At 68.3% G+C, this 20,846-nt stretch carries 17 protein-coding genes; 16 read left to right on the forward strand and 1 reads right to left on the reverse strand.

What is annotated here, in order from left to right:
* Position 1: 1 nt before the first annotated feature.
* Positions 2–823 carry a peptidylprolyl isomerase gene (locus L0P92_RS14225; protein WP_234763010.1) on the reverse strand — a complete coding sequence of 274 codons (822 nt, stop codon included), beginning with the start codon at positions 821–823 and terminating at the stop codon, positions 2–4.
* 180 nt (positions 824–1,003) lie between these two features.
* Here L0P92_RS14225 and L0P92_RS14230 point away from each other — a divergent pair, with 180 nt between their 5' ends.
* From L0P92_RS14230 to L0P92_RS14305, 16 genes are all read left to right on the forward strand, one after another.
* On the forward strand, positions 1,004–1,717 hold the full coding sequence (locus L0P92_RS14230; protein ID WP_234763011.1) for an MBL fold metallo-hydrolase: 714 nt from the start codon (positions 1,004–1,006) through the stop codon (positions 1,715–1,717).
* Between the two features lie 13 nt (positions 1,718–1,730).
* Positions 1,731–2,993: a histidine--tRNA ligase gene (gene hisS / locus L0P92_RS14235; protein WP_234763012.1), complete on the forward strand. Its 1,263-nt coding sequence runs from the start codon at positions 1,731–1,733 to the stop codon at positions 2,991–2,993.
* A 195-nt stretch (positions 2,994–3,188) separates the two neighbouring features.
* Positions 3,189–3,848 (forward strand): vitamin K epoxide reductase family protein, encoded by a 660-nt coding sequence (locus tag L0P92_RS14240; protein ID WP_234763013.1) that lies wholly within the window; start codon positions 3,189–3,191, stop codon positions 3,846–3,848.
* Between the two features lie 44 nt (positions 3,849–3,892).
* Positions 3,893–5,248 carry a replication-associated recombination protein A gene (locus L0P92_RS14245; protein WP_234763014.1) on the forward strand — a complete coding sequence of 452 codons (1,356 nt, stop codon included), beginning with the start codon at positions 3,893–3,895 and terminating at the stop codon, positions 5,246–5,248.
* Between the two features lie 295 nt (positions 5,249–5,543).
* Entirely contained in the window at positions 5,544–6,158 is a 615-nt protein-coding gene (gene rpsD / locus L0P92_RS14250) for a 30S ribosomal protein S4 (protein ID WP_062674288.1), read from the forward strand.
* Positions 6,159–6,330: 172 nt separating this feature from the next.
* The gene (locus L0P92_RS14255; protein ID WP_234763015.1) at positions 6,331–6,777 is read left to right on the forward strand and encodes a DUF948 domain-containing protein; all 447 of its coding nucleotides are present in this window, start codon (positions 6,331–6,333) and stop codon (positions 6,775–6,777) included.
* An 8-nt stretch (positions 6,778–6,785) separates the two neighbouring features.
* The gene (locus tag L0P92_RS14260) at positions 6,786–7,136 is read left to right on the forward strand and encodes a hypothetical protein (RefSeq protein ID WP_234763016.1); all 351 of its coding nucleotides are present in this window, start codon (positions 6,786–6,788) and stop codon (positions 7,134–7,136) included.
* Positions 7,136–9,808: an alanine--tRNA ligase gene (gene alaS, locus L0P92_RS14265; protein ID WP_234763017.1), complete on the forward strand. Its 2,673-nt coding sequence runs from the start codon at positions 7,136–7,138 to the stop codon at positions 9,806–9,808. The genes L0P92_RS14260 and alaS overlap by 1 nt, the downstream gene beginning before the upstream one ends.
* Positions 9,805–10,308 (forward strand): Holliday junction resolvase RuvX, encoded by a 504-nt coding sequence (ruvX, locus tag L0P92_RS14270; RefSeq protein WP_234763018.1) that lies wholly within the window; start codon positions 9,805–9,807, stop codon positions 10,306–10,308. The genes alaS and ruvX overlap by 4 nt, the downstream gene beginning before the upstream one ends.
* 389 nt (positions 10,309–10,697) lie before the next feature.
* Positions 10,698–12,215, forward strand: coding sequence for an RNA-guided endonuclease IscB (iscB, locus tag L0P92_RS14275; RefSeq protein ID WP_273634034.1), 1,518 nt, complete (start codon positions 10,698–10,700; stop codon positions 12,213–12,215).
* Complete coding sequence (mltG, locus tag L0P92_RS14280; RefSeq protein ID WP_234763024.1) at positions 12,208–13,869, forward strand: endolytic transglycosylase MltG; 1,662 nt, start codon at positions 12,208–12,210, stop codon at positions 13,867–13,869. Before iscB ends, mltG begins: the two co-directional genes overlap by 8 nt.
* Before the next feature lie 880 nt (positions 13,870–14,749).
* Positions 14,750–15,589 carry a shikimate dehydrogenase gene (locus tag L0P92_RS14285; protein WP_234763025.1) on the forward strand — a complete coding sequence of 280 codons (840 nt, stop codon included), beginning with the start codon at positions 14,750–14,752 and terminating at the stop codon, positions 15,587–15,589.
* A gap of 52 nt (positions 15,590–15,641) precedes the next feature.
* Complete coding sequence (locus tag L0P92_RS14290; protein WP_308289720.1) at positions 15,642–15,992, forward strand: hypothetical protein; 351 nt, start codon at positions 15,642–15,644, stop codon at positions 15,990–15,992.
* Between the two features lie 184 nt (positions 15,993–16,176).
* Positions 16,177–17,361, forward strand: coding sequence for a chorismate synthase (aroC, locus tag L0P92_RS14295; RefSeq protein WP_234763020.1), 1,185 nt, complete (start codon positions 16,177–16,179; stop codon positions 17,359–17,361).
* Positions 17,362–17,393: 32 nt separating this feature from the next.
* On the forward strand, positions 17,394–19,007 hold the full coding sequence (aroB, locus tag L0P92_RS14300) for a 3-dehydroquinate synthase (protein WP_234763027.1): 1,614 nt from the start codon (positions 17,394–17,396) through the stop codon (positions 19,005–19,007).
* Positions 19,008–19,175: 168 nt separating this feature from the next.
* On the forward strand, positions 19,176–20,051 hold the full coding sequence (locus L0P92_RS14305; protein WP_234763021.1) for a Pro-rich N-terminal domain-containing protein: 876 nt from the start codon (positions 19,176–19,178) through the stop codon (positions 20,049–20,051).
* Positions 20,052–20,846 lie beyond the last annotated feature (795 nt).

Below are 20,846 nucleotides of genomic sequence, written 5' to 3' on the forward strand. Positions count from 1 at the left end.
GTCAGGATTTGGTGACCGTCGCCTTGTTGATGACCACCGTCGCGTTCGGCGCCCCGTCGCCCGCGCCGGTGCTCTCTCCGGCGTCGGCAATCTTCTTGAGTACCTTCATGCCGGATTCGGAAACGGTACCGAACGGTGTGTAGCTGGGCGGCAGCTGACTGTCCTGGTACACGAGGAAGAACTGGCTGCCGCCGGAGTGCTTCTGTCCGGTGTTCGCCATCGCCACGGTGCCCGCGGGATAGATGTTGTCCTTGAGGCTTTTGTCCTTCAGGTTCTCGTCCGGAATCGTGTACCCGGGACCGCCCGTGCCGGTGCCCGTCGGGTCACCGCACTGCAGCACGTAGATGTTGCTGGTGGTGAGCCGGTGGCACTTGGAGTGGTTGAAGTAGCCCTTCTCGGCGAGGAAGTCGAACGAGTTGACGGTGTGCGGGGCGGCCGACGCCTTCAGATCGATGTCTATGTCACCGCACGTCGTCGCGAGCTTCATCGTGTACTTCGCCGACTTGTCGATCGTCAGCGCCGGCTCCTTCTTCCAGGTCGTCGTCGGAGCCTTGCCCTCGGCGGCCTTCTCGCACGGGTCCGGGGCCTTGCTGGGCGCCGCGCTGGGCGTGACCTCCGCGCCCGCGTTCTCCTTGCTGTCGTCGTCCTTCTTCAGGACTCCGGTCGTGTACAGCGCGAGGCTGCCGATGACCACGACGCCGAGCACCGACGCGATCACCGAGTTGCGCATGCGCGCCTTGCGCCGGGCGGACGTGCGCCGCTGCTGCTGCCGCAAGAACTTCTCCCGGGCGAGCTGACGCCGCCGCTGTTCCTGGCTGACCACCGGGTTCTCTCCTCATGCGTCGTGTGTGTCGACCGGTACGCGTGCGTCCTGTGAGCCGACTGCCTGCGTGTGCCCCGTACCGTATATGGGTTCGCTGAGGAATCGGCAGCGCCGGTAGGCTCTGACCACAGGCGGAGCCCGCCGACAAACCACTCGTGTCGACACAAACGAAGGACGATCGTGCTCATTGCCGGGTTCCCCGCCGGGGCCTGGGGGACGAACTGTTATCTCGTCGCCCCCGCCGCCGGCGAGGAGTGCGTGATCATCGACCCGGGCCACGAAGCGGCCCCCGGCGTCGAGGAAGCACTGAAGAAGCATCGGCTCAAGCCCGTCGCCGTCGTCCTCACCCACGGCCACATCGACCATGTGGCCTCGGTCGTCCCGGTGTGCGGCGCCCATGACGTACCGGCCTGGATCCACCCCGAGGACCGGTACATGATGAGCGACCCCGAGAAGGCGCTCGGCCGCTCCATCGGCATGCAGCTGATGGGCGAGCTGACCATCGGGGAGCCGGACGACGTCAAGGAGCTGACCGACGGCTCGAAGCTGGAGCTGGCGGGTCTGGAGCTGACGGTCGCGCACGCGCCGGGCCATACCAAGGGGTCGGTGACCTTCGGCCTGCCCGAGGCGGCGGACATCCCGCCGATCTTCTTCTCGGGCGACCTGCTGTTCGCCGGCTCCATCGGACGCACCGACATGCCCGGCGGCGACATGGCCGAGATGCTCGACTCGCTGGCCCGCGTGTGCCTGCCGCTCGACGACTCGACCGTGGTGCTGTCCGGCCACGGCCCCCAGACGACCATCGGCCAGGAGCGCGCCACCAACCCCTATCTGCGGCAGGTGGCCGCCGGCCCGGGAGCGAACACCGATGCCGCTCCCCGACGAGGAATGTGACGAGAGACTTCCCGTGAGCACCTTCAAGGCCCCCAAGGGCACGTACGACCTGATCCCGCCGGACTCCGCCAAGTTCCTGGCCGTCCGCGAGGCGATCTCCGCGCCCCTGCGCAACTCCGGCTACGGCTACATCGAGACGCCCGGCTTCGAGAGCGTCGATCTGTTCGCGCGCGGTGTCGGCGAGTCCACCGACATCGTGACCAAGGAGATGTACGCCTTCGAGACCAAGGGCGGCGACAAGCTCGCCCTGCGCCCCGAGGGCACGGCCTCGGTCCTGCGCGCGGCCCTGGAGGCCAACCTGCACAAGGCCGGCAACCTCCCGGTCAAGCTCTGGTACTCCGGCTCGTACTACCGCTACGAGCGCCCCCAGAAGGGCCGCTACAGGCACTTCTCGCAGGTCGGCGCCGAGGCGATCGGCGCCGAGGACCCGGCGCTCGACGCCGAGCTGATCATCCTGGCCGACCAGGCGTACCGCTCGCTGGGCCTGAGCGACTTCCGGATCCTGCTGAACAGCCTGGGCGACAAGGAGTGCCGCCCGGTCTACCGAGCCGCGCTCCAGGACTTCCTGCGCGGCCTGGACCTCGACGAGGACACCCTGCGCCGCGCGGAGATCAACCCGTTGCGCGTCCTCGACGACAAGCGCGAGTCGGTGCAGAAGCAGCTGGGCGACGCCCCGCTGCTGCGCGACTACCTCTGCGACGCCTGCAAGACGTACCACGAGGAGGTCCGCGAGCTGATCACGGCGGCCGGTGTCTCCTTCGAGGACGACCCGAAGCTGGTGCGCGGCCTGGACTACTACACGCGTACGACCTTCGAGTTCGTCCACGACGGCCTGGGCTCCCAGTCCGCGGTGGGCGGCGGCGGCCGCTACGACGGACTGTCCGAGATGATCGGCGGCCCCGCGCTGCCGTCCGTCGGCTGGGCCCTCGGCGTCGACCGCACGGTCCTCGCCCTGGAGGCGGAGGGCGTCGAGCTCGAACTCCCCTCCACGACCAGCGTGTTCGCGGTGCCGCTCGGCGAGGAGGCCCGCCGCGTGCTGTTCGCCAAGGTCACCGAGTTGCGCAAGGTCGGTATCGCGGCGGACTTCTCCTACGGCGCCAAGGGCCTCAAGGGCGCCATGAAGAACGCCAACCGCAGTGGTGCCCGCTACACGATCGTGGCCGGCGAACGCGACCTCGCCGAGGGCGTCGTCCAGCTCAAGGACATGGAATCCGGTGAGCAGGCGGCCGTCGGCGTCAACGAGATCGTGGCGGAACTGGAAGCCCGACTGGGCTGATTTCCACAGCGCTGCATTCGGAAGAGCGGGGGCCGGCCGGTCCCCGCTCTTCGCAGTTCCGGCGGTGTCCTGAACCGGTTGCCTTTACCCCCTCGCGGGCTTTTGCTTATGCGCCACGAACGGCGGACACGCGGCTGCGTACGGCACAATGTGCCGTGCCCGGAGGTCCAACTCTCAAGTGACGGAATCGGCGTGATGAGCAAGACGACAGTCAAAGACGTCTCCACCGAGCCCGAGCGGGAGCCTGCCGAAGCGCCGCCGCGACTGCTGGGCGGCAGCCGTGCGTTCGCGCTGCTGCTGGTGATCACCGGCGCTGCCGGACTGCTCGCCGCGTGGGTCATCACGATCGACAAGTTCAAGATCCTCGAGGCCAAGATCGCGGGGACGACCTTCACACCCGGCTGCAGCCTCAACCCGATCGTGTCCTGCGGCAGCGTCATGCAGAGCAAGCAGGCGTCCGTCTTCGGGTTCCCCAACCCCATGCTCGGCCTCGTCTGCTACGGCATCGTCATCTGCGTCGGCATGAGCCTGCTCGCCGGCGCCCGCTTCCCGCGCTGGTACTGGCTGACCTTCAACTTCGGCACCCTCTTCGGCGTCGCCTTCTGCACCTGGCTGATGTACCAGTCGCTCTACAACATCGGCGCGCTGTGCCTGTGGTGCTCGCTGGCCTGGGCGGCCACGCTCACCATGTTCTGGTACGTGACCTCCTTCAACATCCGCAACGGCTTCCTGCCCGCCCCGCGCCCGCTGAAGAACTTCCTCGCCGAGTTCACCTGGGTGCTCCCGGTGACCCACTGCGGCGTGATCGTCATGCTGATCCTGACCCGCTGGGGCAGCCAGCTCTGGGCCGCCTGACCCGCTCCGCACCCGTTGTCAGTGCCGTGATTTAGGGTTTCAGCGTGGAGCCCGACCTGTTCACCGCCGCAGCAGAAGAACGCCAGGAGAAGGACCCCGCGGGGAGCCCCCTGGCGGTGCGCATGCGCCCGCGCACCCTGGACGAGGTGGTGGGCCAGCAGCACCTGCTGAAGCCGGGCTCGCCCCTGCGCAGGCTCGTCGGGGAGTCCGGGGGCGGCCCCGCCGGACCGTCCTCGGTGATCCTCTGGGGGCCGCCCGGCACCGGCAAGACCACCTTGGCGTACGTCGTCTCCAAGGCCACCAACAAGCGCTTCGTCGAGCTCTCCGCCATCACCGCCGGGGTGAAGGAGGTCCGCGCGGTCATCGACGGCGCCCGCCGCGCCACCGGAGGCTTCGGCAAGGAGACCGTCCTCTTCCTCGACGAGATCCACCGCTTCAGCAAGGCCCAGCAGGACTCCCTCCTCCCGGCCGTCGAGAACCGCTGGGTCACCCTGATCGCGGCGACCACCGAGAACCCGTACTTCTCGGTCATCTCCCCCCTGCTGTCCCGCTCCCTCCTACTCACCCTCGAACCCCTCACCGACGACGACATCAGAGGCCTGCTGAAGCGGGCGCTGAGCGACGAGCGAGGTCTGAAGGACGCCGTCGGCCTCCCCGAGGACACCGAGGAGCACCTGCTGCGGATCGCCGGCGGTGACGCCCGCCGCGCCCTGACGGCCCTGGAGGCCGCGGCCGGTGCCGCCCTCGACCAGGGCGAGAGCGACATCAGCCTGCGGACCCTGGAACAGACAGTCGACCGCGCGGCCGTGAAGTACGACCGCGACGGCGACCAGCACTACGACGTCGCCAGCGCCCTCATCAAGTCCATCCGCGGCTCCGACGTCGACGCCGCCCTGCACTACCTGGCCCGCATGATCGAGGCCGGCGAGGACCCCCGCTTCATCGCCCGCCGCCTGATGATCTCCGCCAGCGAGGACATCGGCCTCGCCGACCCGAACGCCCTGCCCATAGCGGTCGCCGCCGCCCAGGCCGTCGCCATGATCGGCTTCCCCGAGGCCGCCCTCACCCTCAGCCACGCCACCATCGCCCTCGCGCTCGCACCGAAGTCCAACGCCGCGACGACCGCGATCGGCGCCGCCCTGGAGGACGTACGCAAGGGACTGGCCGGCCCTGTGCCGCCGCACCTGCGCGACGGGCACTACAAGGGCGCCGCCAAGCTCGGGCACGCGCAGGGCTACGTGTACCCGCACGACCTGTCCGAGGGCATCGCCGAGCAGCAGTACGCGCCGGACGCCCTCAAGGACCGCGAGTACTACACCCCGACCCGGCACGGCGCCGAGGCGCGCTACGCGGACGCCGTGGAGTGGACGAGGAAACACCTCGGTCGCAAGCGGTCCTGAGCACCCTGTAAACTTCCCCGAAGTGCTGTGTCCCGTGCAGTCAGAACGGGACGGTCAGCCGGAACCCCCAGTGGGTTCCAGGAGCGTCGCGCACCGTTCGAATGGTGTCGCGGGCAACCCACCACCACTCGCCCCAGGGGGAGACCGGTCGGTGGGTCACTCGCGTGCTGCACGTATGTGCCCAGACCAGGGAGCGGCTGCCCACCAGGCCCGGCAACGGACCCGGAGGGTTTCCCCGGCTGCGGATGCGACCTCCCTCAACCCTGACGAGCCGAACACTGAGAAATGAGAGATTGTGGCGAACCAGTCCCGCCCCAAGGTCAAGAAGTCGCGTGCCCTCGGCATCGCGCTGACCCCGAAGGCCGTCAAGTACTTCGAGGCCCGTCCCTACCCGCCGGGTGAGCACGGCCGTGGCCGCAAGCAGAACTCGGACTACAAGGTCCGTCTGCTGGAGAAGCAGCGTCTGCGTGCGCAGTACGACGTGTCCGAGCGCCAGCTCGTCCGCGCCTACGAGCGTGCCTCCAAGGTTCAGGGCAAGACCGGTGAGGCCCTGATCATCGAGCTCGAGCGTCGTCTCGACGCCCTGGTCCTGCGTTCGGGCATCGCCCGCACCATCTACCAGGCCCGTCAGATGGTCGTGCACGGCCACATCGAGGTCAACGGCCAGAAGGTCGACAAGCCGTCCTTCCGCGTCAAGCCCGACGACGTCGTGATGGTCCGTGAGCGCAGCCGCGAGAAGACCCTCTTCTCCATCGCCCGTGAGGGTGGCTTCGCCCCCGAGGGTGAGACCCCGCGCTACCTCCAGGTGAACCTCAAGGCCCTGGCGTTCCGCCTGGACCGTGAGCCGAACCGCAAGGAGATCCCGGTGATCTGCGACGAGCAGCTCGTCGTCGAGTACTACGCCCGTTGATCCTTCGACGGTCGTAGGACTCCTGCGCCTGAGCCCGTCGTCTCCCCGCCCTTCCGGGTGGGCGGGGCGGCGGGCTTTCGCGTGCTCCCCATGCGGTGCGAAGCGCCGGGGTCGGCGCGATAGGCTCAGCGTGCACTAGTGATTTCTCGAATGAGCAGGAAGTAGGTGCCAGGTGTCCGGTGGAGAGGTTGCCGGGATCCTGGTGGCCGTCTTCTGGGCGATTCTGGTCTCCTTCCTCGCCGTCGCGCTGGCGAGGCTGGCCCAGACGCTCAAGGCGACCACCAAGCTCGTCGCGGACGTGACCGACCAGGCCGTCCCGCTCCTGGCAGAGGCCTCCACCGCGGTGCGCTCCGCGCAGACCCAGATCGACCGGGTCGACGCCATCGCCTCCGACGTCCAGGAGGTCACCTCGAACGCCTCCGCCCTGTCGACCACCGTCGCCTCCACCTTCGGCGGCCCCCTCGTCAAGGTCGCGGCCTTCGGCTACGGCGTGCGCCGGGCCCTCGGCGGCCGCAAGGACGACGTGCCCGCCAAAGAGGCCCGGCGTACCGTGATCGTGGGCCGCACGGTTCCGGCCGCGCGACGGGGCAAGCGAAACCTCCGCGGAAAGAGGGACTGAGACCCAGCATGTTCCGCCGTACGTTCTGGTTCACCACGGGCGTCGCCGCCGGTGTGTGGGCCACCACCAAGGTCAACCGGAAGCTGAAGCAGCTGACCCCCGAGAGCCTCGCCGCGACCGCGACGAACAAGGCGATCGAGGCAGGTCACCGGCTCAAGGACCGCGCGGTGGGCTTCGCGCTCGACGTCCGCGACAACATGGCCCAGCGCGAGGAGGAACTGGGCGACGCGCTCGGGCTGAACGCCCCCGTCGACCACGAACTCCCCGCACCCCGGCGGTTCGCCGCCATCGAGAACCGCAACAACCCGAAGTACGTCGACAGGACGACGTACTCGTACAACCGAAACGAGGACCACTGATGGAGTCGGCCGAGATTCGCCGCCGCTGGCTGAGCTTCTTCGAGGAGCGCGGGCACACCGTCGTCCCTTCGGCGTCGCTCATCGCGGACGACCCGACTCTGCTCCTCGTCCCGGCCGGCATGGTGCCGTTCAAGCCCTACTTCCTGGGTGAGGTCAAGCCGCCCTTCGACCGCGCCACCAGCGTCCAGAAGTGCGTGCGCACGCCGGACATCGAAGAGGTCGGCAAGACCACCCGGCACGGCACGTTCTTCCAGATGTGCGGCAACTTCTCCTTCGGCGACTACTTCAAGGAAGGCGCCATCAAGCTCGCCTGGGAGCTGCTCACCAGCCCCCAGGACAAGGGTGGTTACGGCCTGGAGCCGGAGAAGCTCTGGATCACCGTCTACAAGGACGACGACGAGGCCGAGCGCATCTGGCACGACGTCGTCGGAGTGCCGAAGGAGCGCATCCAGCGCCTCGGCATGAAGGACAACTACTGGTCCATGGGCGTCCCCGGCCCCTGCGGCCCCTGCTCCGAGATCAACTACGACCGCGGCCCCGAGTTCGGCGTCGAGGGCGGCCCCGCCGTCAACGACGAGCGGTACGTGGAGATCTGGAACCTCGTCTTCATGCAGTACGAGCGCGGCGAGGGCGTCGGCAAGGACAACTTCGAGATCCTCGGCGAGCTCCCCAGCAAGAACATCGACACGGGCCTCGGCCTGGAGCGCCTCGCCATGATTCTGCAGGGCGTGCAGAACATGTACGAGATCGACACCTCCATGGCCGTCATCAAGAAGGCCACCGAGCTGACCGGTGTCGCCTACGGTGACGCCCACGCCTCGGACGTCTCCCTGCGCGTGGTCACCGACCACATGCGCACGTCCGTGATGCTCATCGGCGACGGCGTCACCCCCGGCAACGAGGGCCGCGGTTACGTCCTGCGCCGCATCATGCGCCGCGCCATCCGCAACATGCGCCTGCTCGGCGCCACCGGTCCGGTCGTCAAGGACCTGATCGACGTCGTCATCGGCATGATGGGCCAGCAGTACCCCGAGCTCGTCACCGACCGCGAGCGCATCGAGAAGGTCGCCCTCGCCGAGGAGAACGCCTTCCTCAAGACGCTGAAGGCCGGCACCAACATCCTCGACACGGCCGTCTCCGACACCAAGGCCGCGGGCTCCACCGTGCTCGCCGGCGACAAGGCCTTCCTGCTCCACGACACCTGGGGCTTCCCGATCGACCTCACCCTGGAGATGGCCGCCGAACAGGGCCTCTCCGTGGACGAGGACGGCTTCCGGCGCCTGATGAAGGAGCAGCGGGAGCGCGCCAAGGCCGACGCCCAGGCCAAGAAGACCGGGCACGCGGGCGCCGGCGCCTACCGGGAGATCGCCGACAAGGTCGGCGAGACCGACTTCATCGGCTACAGCGACACCGAGGGCGAGTCCACGATCGTCGGCATCCTCGTCGACGGCGCATCCTCCCCGGCCGCCACCGAGGGCGACGAGGTCGAGATCGTCCTCGACCGCACGCCGTTCTACGCCGAGGGCGGTGGCCAGATCGGCGACACCGGCCGCATCAAGGTCGACACCGGTGCGGTCATCGAGGTCCGCGACTGCCAGAAGCCGGTCCCGGGCGTCTACGTCCACAAGGGCGTCGTCCAGGTCGGCGAGGTGACGGTCGGCGCCAAGGCCCACGCCTCCATCGACTCGCTCCGCCGCCGGGCCATCGCCCGCGCCCACTCGGCCACGCACCTCACCCACCAGGCGCTGCGCGACGCCCTCGGCCCGACGGCCGCGCAGGCCGGCTCCGAGAACCAGCCCGGCCGCTTCCGCTTCGACTTCGGCTCGCCGTCCGCCGTTCCGACGGCCGTGATGACCGACGTCGAGCAGAAGATCAACGAGGTGCTCGCCCGCGATCTCGACGTGCGCGCCGAGGTCATGGGCATCGACGAGGCCAAGAAGCAGGGCGCCATCGCCGAGTTCGGCGAGAAGTACGGCGAGCGGGTCCGCGTCGTGACCATCGGCGACTTCTCCAAGGAGCTGTGCGGCGGCACGCACGTCCACAACACCGCCCAGCTCGGCCTGGTGAAGCTGCTCGGCGAGTCGTCGATCGGCTCCGGTGTGCGCCGTATCGAGGCTCTTGTCGGCGTGGACGCCTACAACTTCCTGGCCCGTGAGCACACGGTCGTCGCTCAGCTCCAGGAGCTGATCAAGGGCCGACCGGAGGAGCTCCCGGAGAAGGTCTCCGCCATGCTCGGCAAGTTGAAGGACGCCGAGAAGGAGATCGAGAAGTTCCGCGCCGAGAAGGTGCTGCAGGCCGCGGCCGGTCTCGTCGAGTCCGCCAAGGACATCCGCGGTATCGCCGTCGTCACCGGTCAGGTCCCGGACGGCACCACGGCCGACGACCTGCGCAAGCTGGTCCTCGACGTGCGCGGCCGCATCCAGGGCGGACGCGCCGCCGTGGTCGCCCTGTTCACGGTCAACAACGGCAAGCCGCTCACGGTCATCGCCACCAACGAGGCCGCCCGCGAGCGTGGCCTCAAGGCCGGTGACCTGGTCCGTACCGCCGCCAAGACCCTCGGCGGCGGCGGTGGCGGCAAGCCGGACGTCGCCCAGGGCGGCGGCCAGAACCCGGACGCCGTCGGCGAGGCCGTCGACGCCGTCGAGCGGCTCGTGACGGAAACGGCCAAGTGAGCGACAGCACACCCGCAGGTGGTGACGGCCCGGGCATCCGCCGGGGCCGTCGCCTCGCGATCGACGTCGGCGACGCCCGTATCGGCGTCGCCTCGTGCGACCCCGACGGGATCCTCGCCACACCGGTGGAGACGGTCCCGGGCCGGGACGTTCCCGCAGCTCACCGCCGCCTCAGGCAACTCGTCGAGGAGTACGAGCCGATCGAGGTCGTCGTCGGTCTGCCCCGCTCGCTCAAGGGCGGGGAGGGTCCGGCCGCCGTCAAAGTCAGGGGTTTCGCCCAGGAACTGGCACGCATGATCGCGCCCGTACCGGTCAGGCTCGTGGATGAGCGGATGACAACCGTGACGGCCAGTCAGGGACTGCGTGCCTCGGGGGTGAAGTCGAAGAAGGGCCGGTCGGTGATCGACCAGGCGGCCGCTGTGATCATTTTGCAGCAGGCGCTCGAATCCGAACGGGTGTCAGGTAAAGCACCCGGAGAGAGCGTCGAAGTGGTTATCTGATCGCGATACGGTAACGTTCCGCGCGATGCAGCAGTGTTCGAACAGGTGCTGCACAGCAGGGAGGCCAGGTAGCTTGTGGGCTTGAGTGCTCAGAGGCTACTGGCCTCGCGGCTCTAGGGGATCGGTCACTCGCTCCCCAGCCCCTCGGGTTGGGGCTTGTCCGGCATAGGCGGAGAAGCCCATGAGTGACCAGCCCGAGTTACCGCGTGGAGGAGGTGTGATCGGTGACTACGTTTCAGGTGAGTGAGAAGACCCACCAGGCCGTGCTTCCTCAGCGGCCTGCTCTGGAATCCGTGGCAGCAGACACCCCTGGGAGCAGGGACGAAACGGGCTACGGACGCTCCATGCGTACGGATGGAGCAACTGGCCTGGAACATGGGCGAGGGGAGATGCGCGAGTCTGACCTCCAGGCTCTCGCACGTCACCCTGAGGCTGTCGTGCCAGCGACAGCTGAGGGAGGAAACGCTGCCGGTAACGGCAGTGCCATTCAGAATGTTGGTTCAGGTGCGGCCTTTGTGGGCGTGTTGGACCGGCGAGGTGTCCCACTGATGCCCTGCCATCCCGCACGTGCCCGTGAACTCCTTGCTAAGGGGCGAGCGGTTGTAGCGCGGCACACTCCCTTTGTTATCAGGCTCAAGGACCGAGAGGCGGAGAACTCGGTCGTGCCTGGCGTTGCCGTGCGTATTGATCCGGGGTCCAAGGGCACGGGCATCGCGGTCACTGTTGATGTTGACGTGGCTAATGGTGATAGTGGTGCAGTCTCCACCACACGGCGAGGGCTGGTGGCGGTCGAACTGCGACATCGGGGGGCACAAATCCATAAAGCAGTGCTGCAGCGAGCCGCGTACAGGCGTTCAAGGAGATCGAGAAACCTTCGCTACCGTGCGCCTCGGTTCGATAATCGCAGGCGACCAGTGGGGTGGTTGGCTCCATCACTGCAACATCGAGTTGACACTACCTGTTCTACCGTCCGCCGGCTGATCCGATACTTCCCTGTCTCAGAACTTCACGTGGAGCGAGTCTCGTTCGATACGCATGCCATGAGTCGAGGAAAAAATCGGCTTGAGGCTAGTGAATATCAGCAGGGAACCCTCGTCGGATACGAAGTCCGCCAATATCTCCTGGAAAAATGGGGTAGGGCATGCGCGTACTGCGGAACAAGTGATGTTCCCCTGCAAGTGGAACATATTCAGCCCAGGGCTCGTGGTGGATCTGACCGCATCTCCAATCTGACACTTGCGTGTGCGCCTTGTAATGCGGAAAAGGGTGCGCGGTCTGTGGAAGAGTTCTTGAGTCAGCGCCCTGCTGCACTGAAGCGGATCTTTGCGCAGACGAAGGTTCCGTTGAAAGATGCGGCTGTCATGAATGCAACAAGATGGCAAATTGTTGATCAATTGCGTTCAATGGGGCTGTCCGTCCGTGCTTGGTCCGGCGGGCGCACGCAATACAACCGAGTTGGCCATGGTTTGGCGAAAACCCACACTCTTGATGCCTTGGCTGTAGGTGAGGTTAAGGACGGCACGAGGATCATTCGACACCCAAGGACGGTACTGATCGCGACTGCGACGGGCCGTGGGACGTACGCTCGTACCCGCTCAGATCGGTATGGGTTTCCACGCCTGATTCTGCCCCGCACCAAACAGTGCTCCGGCTATGCCACAGGTGATCTCGTCCGGGCGGTCATCCCTTCTGGAAAATATGCAGGCACCTGGACTGGGCGAGTCGCCGTGCGGACCACAGGGCGTTTCAACGTCCGTTCCGAGCGAGGTGTCGCTCAGGGCATCCACCACCGTTATATCCAATTGGTTCAGCGGGCCGACGGCTACGGCTATATCACCCGAGAGGAGGAAGGCGCGCACTGCTTCGCCGATGGTGCAAGCATGCGTGTCGACCGCTCTGATGACTGAGTATGGCCGGGGCCCAGGCTCCGAACCGTGGCATCCCGAGGACCCGTGGTATGGGGACGGGGGATGGGAAGGGCAGCAGGCCCAAGCGGGTCAGCAGGCTGCCTACGGCGGCCAGCCGCAGCACTATCCGGAGCAGCCGCAGCACTACGGCGAGTGGGGCAACGGCCAGCAGGCCGCATACGGTCAGGCGCAGCAGTACCCGCAGCAGTACGAACAGCAGCAGCACGCGGGCCAAGAACAGCAGTCGTACGACAACAACGGCTGGGCCAACGGTCCGCACGGGCAAGTCCAGTACCCCGACCCGGCAGACCCGTACGGGCAGCAGCTCGCGGGGTACGGCGGTGAGCAGCCCGACTACTACGGCACCCCCGACGCCTACCTGCCGCCGGCGCCGCCGAGCCGGCGGCAGGGCGAACCGGAGCCGCCTCGGACCGACTGGGATCCTGGTCCTGACCAGGGCGAACATGCCTTCTTCGCCGGTGGCGGCGACGAGGGCGAAGACGACTCCGACGACGGGTCGGGAGGCGGCCGCGGCCGCGGTGACCGCAAGGGCCGGGGCGGAAAGCCCAAGAAGCGGCGCAGCGGAATGGCCTGTCTGGTGGTCGTGCTGATCTTCGGCGGCGGCGTCTCCGGAGTCGGATATTTCGGCTATCAGTTCTATCAGGATCGTTACGGCCCGGCGCCCGACTACGCGGGTGATGGTAACGGCGAGCAGGTCACCGTCGTCATCCCCAAGGGTGCGGGCGGCTATGTCATTGGGCAGAAGCTGAAGGCGGCTGGCGTCATCCTGAGCGTCGACGCGTTCGTTTCCGCGCAGAGCTCGGATCCCAACGGCAAATCGATCCAGGACGGCGTCTACACGCTGGAGAAGCAGATGTCGGCTGAGAGTGCTGTCGAATTGATGCTTAGTCCGGATAGCCGTGACAACCTGATCATCGCAGAGGGTTCACGGAACACGGCGGTCTACGCGTTGATCGACAAGCGCCTTGGGGTGGAGGAGGGCACCACGGCAGGCGTTGCAAAGAAGAGGTATATGGACCTCGGTCTTCCCGACTGGGCGCTGGACCATCCGGATTTGAAGGACCCGCTGGAAGGATTCCTCTATCCCTCCAGCTACGCGGCCAGCGAGGGGCAGAAACCCGAGACCGTCCTCAAGGAAATGGTCGCCCGCGCCACAGAGAAGTACGAACAGATGGGCCTGGAGAAGAAGGCCGAGAACCTGGGCCTTGACGGACCGTGGCAGTTGCTCACGGTGGCGAGTCTCGCGCAGGCCGAAGGCACGAGCCACGACGACTTCCGCAAGATGGCCGAGGTGGTTTACAACCGCCTCAAGCCGGGAAACTCAGAAACTTATGGCTCCTTGGAGTTCGACTCCACGTACAACTACGTGAAGAACCAGAGCGAGATTGACCTGAGCATCGCCGAGTTGAGGCAATACGACAACCCGTACAACACGTACTTCGTCAAGGGGCTGCCCCCTGGCCCTATCGACAACCCCGGCGAAGAGGCGCTCAAGGGTGCGCTCAACCCGACGGACGATGGCTGGTACTACTTCATTTCGTTGGACGGCAAGACCAGTAAGTTCACGAAGACGCTCGCGGAGCACGAAAAACTTGTCCGGGAGTTCAACGCGTCGAGGAGGAACAAGGACTGATCCTGGCTTGCTGGTTTCGCGACTCGTACCCAACGGCGAGTCGAGGCTGCCGTGGCCGATGCGTGAGATGCTCGGCTGGCCAACATGCGTGAGGCGCTGCTGGCGCCAGTGTGGGTGGTGCCAGCCGAACGGAGCTATAGAAGCGCAGCGTTAGGCGAGGCGGCACTCGTCCCGAGGATGTGTCTACCAAGCTCAGCGAGTTGAAACGGCACAACTGTCGAACTGACGAGCCGTCATGAAGTCATATAACGGGCTGTGTTACTCTGTTGCAGAGTGATCGCCAATCATTCTTGGCAGATTCCTTTGTCGCCTGTCTCTTGTGTGGACGCAGGAGGAGAACATGAGAATATCCCGCCTCGGATCCGTTGCGGTCATGGGGCTGGCTGCCGTTGGTCTCGCGGCAGTTCCGGCATTCGCTAGTGGTGGTACCTACTCGGTCGGGGGCGGTGCTTATGCTGCCTGGACGACCAACGGTGACAAGCTCACTGTTTGTGACGAGAAGAAGGATGATCACGCCGCTGTTGCGAAGCTCTGGTACAAGCGGCCGGGTCAATCTGAGAGTCGATATGGGAACACCTTTGCCTATGGTGGAGCTAACAGTTGCGAAACTAGAGAGCTTCCCTGGCTTGAAGAAGGTTCCAAAATTAGGATCCAGGCCTGTCTTGGCAAGCAGAGTAGAATTCTAGAAAATACCTGTGGTTTGATCAGGAACGACGTCGCCTAATTGTAGTTGAGTGCGGATCGTGCTGTTGTTGAGGCGGAAAACCGGTTTGTCGGAGGCCGGGAACAACCGTCAGGTCGGGAGCCTTGCTAAGATCATGGATTCGTCTTCGGGGTGCTCTCTATGCCGGATTTGCGAGGCTCAGGAACGCTTTCAATGATGCCAGGGTCGACGCCTGACGCCCGCCGGGCTGCCGTTCTAGGTTCGCCCATCGCCCACTCCCTCTCCCCGGTGCTGCACCGCGCCGCCTACGAGGAACTCGGGCTCACGGGCTGGTCGTACGACCGGTTCGAGATCGACGAGGCCGCTCTGCCCGGGTTCCTCAAGGAACTCGGGCCGGAGTGGGCCGGCCTGTCACTGACCATGCCGCTCAAGCGGGCCGTCATCCCCCTGCTCGACGAGATCAGCGAGACGGCGGCCTCCGTCGAAGCGGTCAACACCGTCGTCCTCGGCGAGGACGGCCGACGCGTCGGCGACAACACCGACATCCCCGGGATGGTCGCCGCGCTGCGCGAGCGCGGCATCGAACAGGTCGACTCGGCCGCCATCCTCGGCGCCGGCGCCACGGCTTCCTCCGCACTGGCAGCGCTCGCCCGCGTCTGCACCGGTGAGATCGTGGCGTACGTACGCAGCGAGGCCCGCGCCGCCGAGATGCGGCAGTGGGGCGAACGCCTCGACGTCGAGCTCCGTACGGCGGACTGGGCCGAGGCCGGCCAGGCACTGCGCGCCCCGCTGGTGATCGCGACCACCCCGGCCGGTACGACGGACGCCCTCGCCGCGGCCGTACCGGAGCGCCCCGCCACCCTGTTCGACGTGCTCTACGACCCCTGGCCGACCGCCCTCGCTGCGCGCTGGTCCATGTACGGCGGAGCCGTCGTCGGCGGGCTCGACCTGCTGGTGCACCAGGCGGTCCTCCAGGTGGAGCAGATGACCGGCCGCGCCCCGGCGCCCGTCGAGGCCATGCGAAAAGCGGGGGAGCGCGCTCTCGCGGCCCGCTAGGATCCGCTGAGTTTCCGCAGGGGGCGGAGCAGAACTAGGGGGAGTACCAAACGTGTCAGACGTGTCCACCGGTGTGCCGTTGGCGTCCGGCAAGAGCGAGATATTCCAGGCCGTCCTGCAGTTCATGCCGGACTGGGTGCAGATCCCCGCGCTGGTCCTGATCGTGCTGCTCGTCGTCGGGTCGTGGGGCTTCAAGCTGAAGCGCAGGATCGACCGTCGGCGTGCGGCGCGCACGGGACAGGCCGTCCAGGTGACGGAGCGGCACGGGCAGGGGCGGGGCGCCGACTACCTGGGGCCGTACGCGCCCCAGCAGGCCGCGCCGCAGCCCGCGCAGCAGCCGAGCGGTGCCGATTTCCTCGGCGCCTACGCGCCGCAGCAGCGCCAGGGCAACGGCCAGGCCTGATCCGGTCCGGGGCCCGGCGCCGCCGCACCGCCGTCCGCTTGGTGGACCGGCGGCCGGGGACCGGGCCCGGACGTGGGAGGATCGAAGGTGGCGGGCCGGGGCCGCGCACCTGGTCGCGCCGTCGCCGTACGCGAGGACGCGCGTACGCAGGGCAGTACCAGGGCGCGAGCACTGAGGAGCACCGTTGAGCAGGTTGCGCTGGCTGACCGCGGGGGAGTCCCACGGTCCCGCACTCGTGGCGACGCTGGAGGGCCTTCCCGCCGGCGTGCCGATCACCACGGAGATGGTGGCGGACCACCTGGCCCGGCGCCGGCTCGGTTATGGACGCGGCGCGCGCATGAAGTTCGAGCGCGACGAGGTCACCTTCCTCGGTGGCGTACGGCACGGCCTCACCCTCGGCTCCCCGGTCGCGATCATGGTGGGCAACACCGAGTGGCCGAAGTGGGAACAGGTCATGGCGGCCGACCCGATCGACCCCGAGATCCTCGCGGGCCTCGCCCGCAACGCACCGCTGACCCGGCCCCGTCCCGGCCACGCCGACCTCGCCGGCATGCAGAAGTACGGCTTCGACGAGGCCCGGCCCATCCTGGAGCGCGCCTCGGCCCGTGAGACGGCGGCCCGGGTGGCGCTGGGCGCGGTGGCCCGGTCGTACCTGAAGGAGACGGCCGGCATCGAGATCGTCAGCCACGTCGTCGAGCTGTGCTCCGTGAAGGCCCCGCAGGGCGTGTACCCAACGCCGGCCGACGTCGAGAAGCTGGACGCCGACCCGCTGCGCTGCCTGGACGCCGACGCCTCGAAGGCGATGGTCGCGGAGGTCGACCAGGCCCACAAGGACGGCGACACCCTCGGCGGTGTCGTCGAGATCCTGGCCTACGGCGTCCCCGTCGGCCTCGGCTCGCACGTCCACTGGGACCGCAAGCTGGACGCCCGCCTGGCCGGGGCGCTCATGGGCATCCAGGCCATCAAGGGCGTCGAGCTCGGCGACGGCTTCGAGCTCGCGCGCGTGCCCGGTTCCAAGGCGCACGACGAGATCGTGAACACGCCCGAGGGCATCCGCCGTGTCTCCGGTCGCTCCGGCGGCACCGAGGGCGGCCTGACCACCGGTGAGCTGCTGCGGGTGCGTGCCGCGATGAAGCCGATCGCGACCGTGCCGCGCGCCCTGCAGACGGTGGACGTCACCACCGGCGAGGCGGCGCAGGCCCACCACCAGCGCTCCGACGTGTCCGCCGTCCCGGCCGCAGGCATCGTCGCCGAGGCCATGGTGGCCCTCGTCCTCGCGGACGCGGTGGCGGAGAAGTTCGGCGGCGACTCGGTGACCGAGACCCGCCGCAACGTACGGTCCTACCTCGACAACCTGGCCATCCGGTGAGCGCCACGCCCGTGGTCGTCCTGGTCGGTCCGATGGGCGTGGGCAAGTCGACCGTCGGCCGGCTGCTCGCCGAGCGGCTCGGCGTGGTCTACCGGGACACCGACGACGACATCGTGGCCGAGCAGGGCCGGACCATCGCCGAGATCTTCGTCGACGAGGGCGAGGCCGCCTTCCGCGCGATCGAGAAGCAGGCGGTGCACCGGGCGCTCGCCGAGCACGACGGGGTCCTGGCCCTCGGCGGCGGCGCGATCCTCGACGAGGACACGCGTGCGCTGCTGGCCGGGCAGCGGGTGGTGTACCTGTCGATGGACGTCGAGGAGGCGGTCAAGCGCACCGGCCTCAACGCGGCCCGCCCGCTCCTCGCGGTCAACCCGCGCAAGCAGTGGCGCGAGCTGATGGAGGCCCGCCGTCATCTGTATGAGGGCGTGGCCACGGCGGTCGTGGCCACCGACGGCCGTACGCCCGAAGAAGTGGCCCAAGCTGCCCTGGACACACTGGAGTTGAAGACTGTATCTCCCGGGGGACAACCCCCGGACCCCCGGCAGGAGGACGTCATGGCAGCGCCCGTCACAAGGATCCAGGTCGGCGGCACCGCGGGCAGCGAGCCCTACGAGGTCCTGGTGGGCCGTCAACTCCTGGGCGAGCTCGGCGGATTGATCGGCGACAAGGCCCAGCGGGTCGCCGTCCTGCACCCCGAGGCGCTGGCCGAGACCGGCGACGCGCTGCGGGCCGACCTCGCCGAGCAGGGCTACGAGGCCGTCGCCATCCAGGTGCCCAACGCCGAGGAGGCCAAGACCGCCGAGGTCGCCGCCTACTGCTGGAAGGCGCTCGGGCAGTCCGGGTTCACCCGCACCGACGTCGTCGTCGGCGTCGGGGGCGGCGCGACCACCGACCTCGCCGGGTTCGTGGCCGCGACCTGGCTGCGCGGGGTGCGCTGGATCGCCGTACCGACGACCGTGCTCGCCATGGTCGACGCGGCCGTCGGCGGCAAGACCGGCATCAACACCGCCGAGGGCAAGAACCTCGTCGGCGCCTTCCACCCGCCGGCCGGTGTGCTCTGCGACCTCGCCGCGCTGGACTCCCTGCCGGTCAACGACTACGTCTCCGGGCTCGCCGAGATCATCAAGGCCGGCTTCATCGCCGACCCGGTGATCCTGGAGCTCATCGAGTCCGACCCCGAGGCCGCCCGCACCCCGGCCGGCCCGCACACGGCCGAGCTGATCGAGCGTTCCATCCGGGTCAAGGCCGAGGTCGTCTCCTCGGACCTGAAGGAGGCTGGCCTGAGGGAGATCCTCAACTACGGCCACACCCTCGCCCACGCCATCGAGAAGAACGAGCGCTACAAGTGGCGGCACGGCGCCGCGGTCTCGGTCGGCATGCACTTCGCCGCCGAACTCGGGCGTCTGGCAGGCCGGTTGGACGACGCCACTGCGGACCGGCACCGCACGGTCCTCGAATCCGTCGGCCTTCCCCTCCACTACCGCTACGACCAGTGGCCCAAGCTGCTGGAGACGATGAAGGTCGACAAGAAGTCCCGCGGCAATCTGCTGCGCTTCATCGTGCTGGACGGCCTGGCCAAGCCGACCGTCCTGGAGGGACCGGACCCGGCCGTGCTGCTCGCCGCGTACGGCGAAGTCGGCCAGTAAGTCCACCGAACCACCCTTCCGTCCGATTCGCCTGTGGCGATGGGCACTTCGGACCGCCACCGGCCGTTCACCAAACGGCGGCCGGGGGCGGTACCGTTCGGTAGCGAGCGGGGTTCAACCCTGCTGCCAGCGCCAATGGCCATGGAAGACGAGACGGAGTGGCACCGGATGCAGCATGCAGTGGGTTCTCCGCTGCCGCCGCCCCACCAGTCGGGGCACGGCTGGACGCCGGCCGCACAACACCCGGGTCCGCAGCACCCGGGCACGCATCAGGGCCCTGCCCCGCAGGCCCCGCACCAGGGATCCGCTCCCGTGCCTCCGCCGCCTCCGGCACCGGGCTTCACCCCGCCCGGCCCGGCCCCGCACCCCACGCAGCACGCCCACGTCCCGCCGGCGCCCGAGACCACCGGACACGTACCGCTGCCGCCGGGCGGCCCCGTCGGCATGCCGAGCGCCCCGCCCGCCACGGCGACACCCGACCCCGCCGCCACGACCCTCGCCGTCCTGCTCATCGGCCCGGCCGGGGCCGGCAAGACCAGCGTCGCCAAGTACTGGGCCGACCACCGCCGGGTCCCCACGGCCCACATCAGCCTCGACGACGTCCGCGAATGGGTTCGCTCGGGCTTCGCCGACCCCCAGTCCGGCTGGAACGACCACTCCGAGGCGCAGTACCGCCTGGCCCGCCGCACCTGCGGCTTCGCCGCCCGTAACTTCCTGGCCAACGGCATCTCGTGCATCCTCGACGACGCGGTCTTCCCCGACCGCCCCGTGGTCGGCCTCGGCGGCTGGAAGCGCCACGTCGGCCCTGGCCTCCTCCCGGTCGTCCTCCTCCCCGGCCTGGAGATCGTCCTGGAGCGCAACGCCGAACGCTCCGGCAACCGCCGCCTCACCGACGAAGAGGTCGCCCGCATCCACGGCCGCATGGCCGGCTGGTACGGCTCCGGCCTCCCCATCATCGACAACTCCCAACTGGACATCCCCCAAACAGCCCAGGTCCTCAACGACGTCCTCTCCCGCTCCATCGCCAGCCCTCCGAACTGGTAGCCCGAGAGCCCGCCCGCTTCGAAGCGCGCGGGGCCGTGTAGAGCCCCGGTCCCGGACCACGGCCGCACCACGCCCCGAAGCTGGTGCCGACGGGGGTCGTCTGCCTTCAGGGGGCGGGGTTGTGTAGGGGTGCGGCTCGGGCGCGTGGCCGCGTGCAGCCTCGGGGCTGGTGGCCGATGGGGGCGTCGGTCCTCGGGGACGCGGGGCTGTGCTGGGGTGCGGGCGAGTGAAGCCTGGGTGCTGGTGGTGGACGGGGGCGTCTGTCCTCCTGGGTGCGGGGTTGTGTAGGGGAGCGGCTCGGGTGCGTGGCCACGTCAAGCGTCGGGCTGGTGACCGACGGAGTCGTCTGTCCTCGGGGTGCGGGGCTGTGTTGGAGCGCGGGTGCGGTGCGTGGGTGCGCGAAGCCTCGGGCCTGGTGGCCGATCGGGTCGTTTGTTCTCCGAGGTGCGGCGTTTGGTAGGGGGCGTGGGTGCGTGATGCCTCGGTGCCGGTGGCGGACGAGGGCTGTGTGTCCTCATGCGGGCGGGGTTGTGTAGGCGTGAGGCTGGGGGCGTGGGCGCGTGGTGCCTCGGTGCCGGTGGCCGAGAGGGGCGTTTGTCCTCCGCGGTGCGGGACCACGTAGACGCGCGGGCTCCGCGCATGGGCGCCAAGCCCCCGAGCTGGTAGCCGAGGGCACGCCCCACCCCCCAGGGGCGCGGGGAACTGCGCGACAAGCCCCCACGAACCCGCAGCCGCCCACTACCACGCCCGGCACCCTCGAACCGCCCCCTCACGAACCCGCAGCCGCCCCACCAC

Source organism: Streptomyces muensis (genome assembly GCF_021474425.1).
Classification (GTDB): domain Bacteria; phylum Actinomycetota; class Actinomycetes; order Streptomycetales; family Streptomycetaceae; genus Streptomyces; species Streptomyces muensis.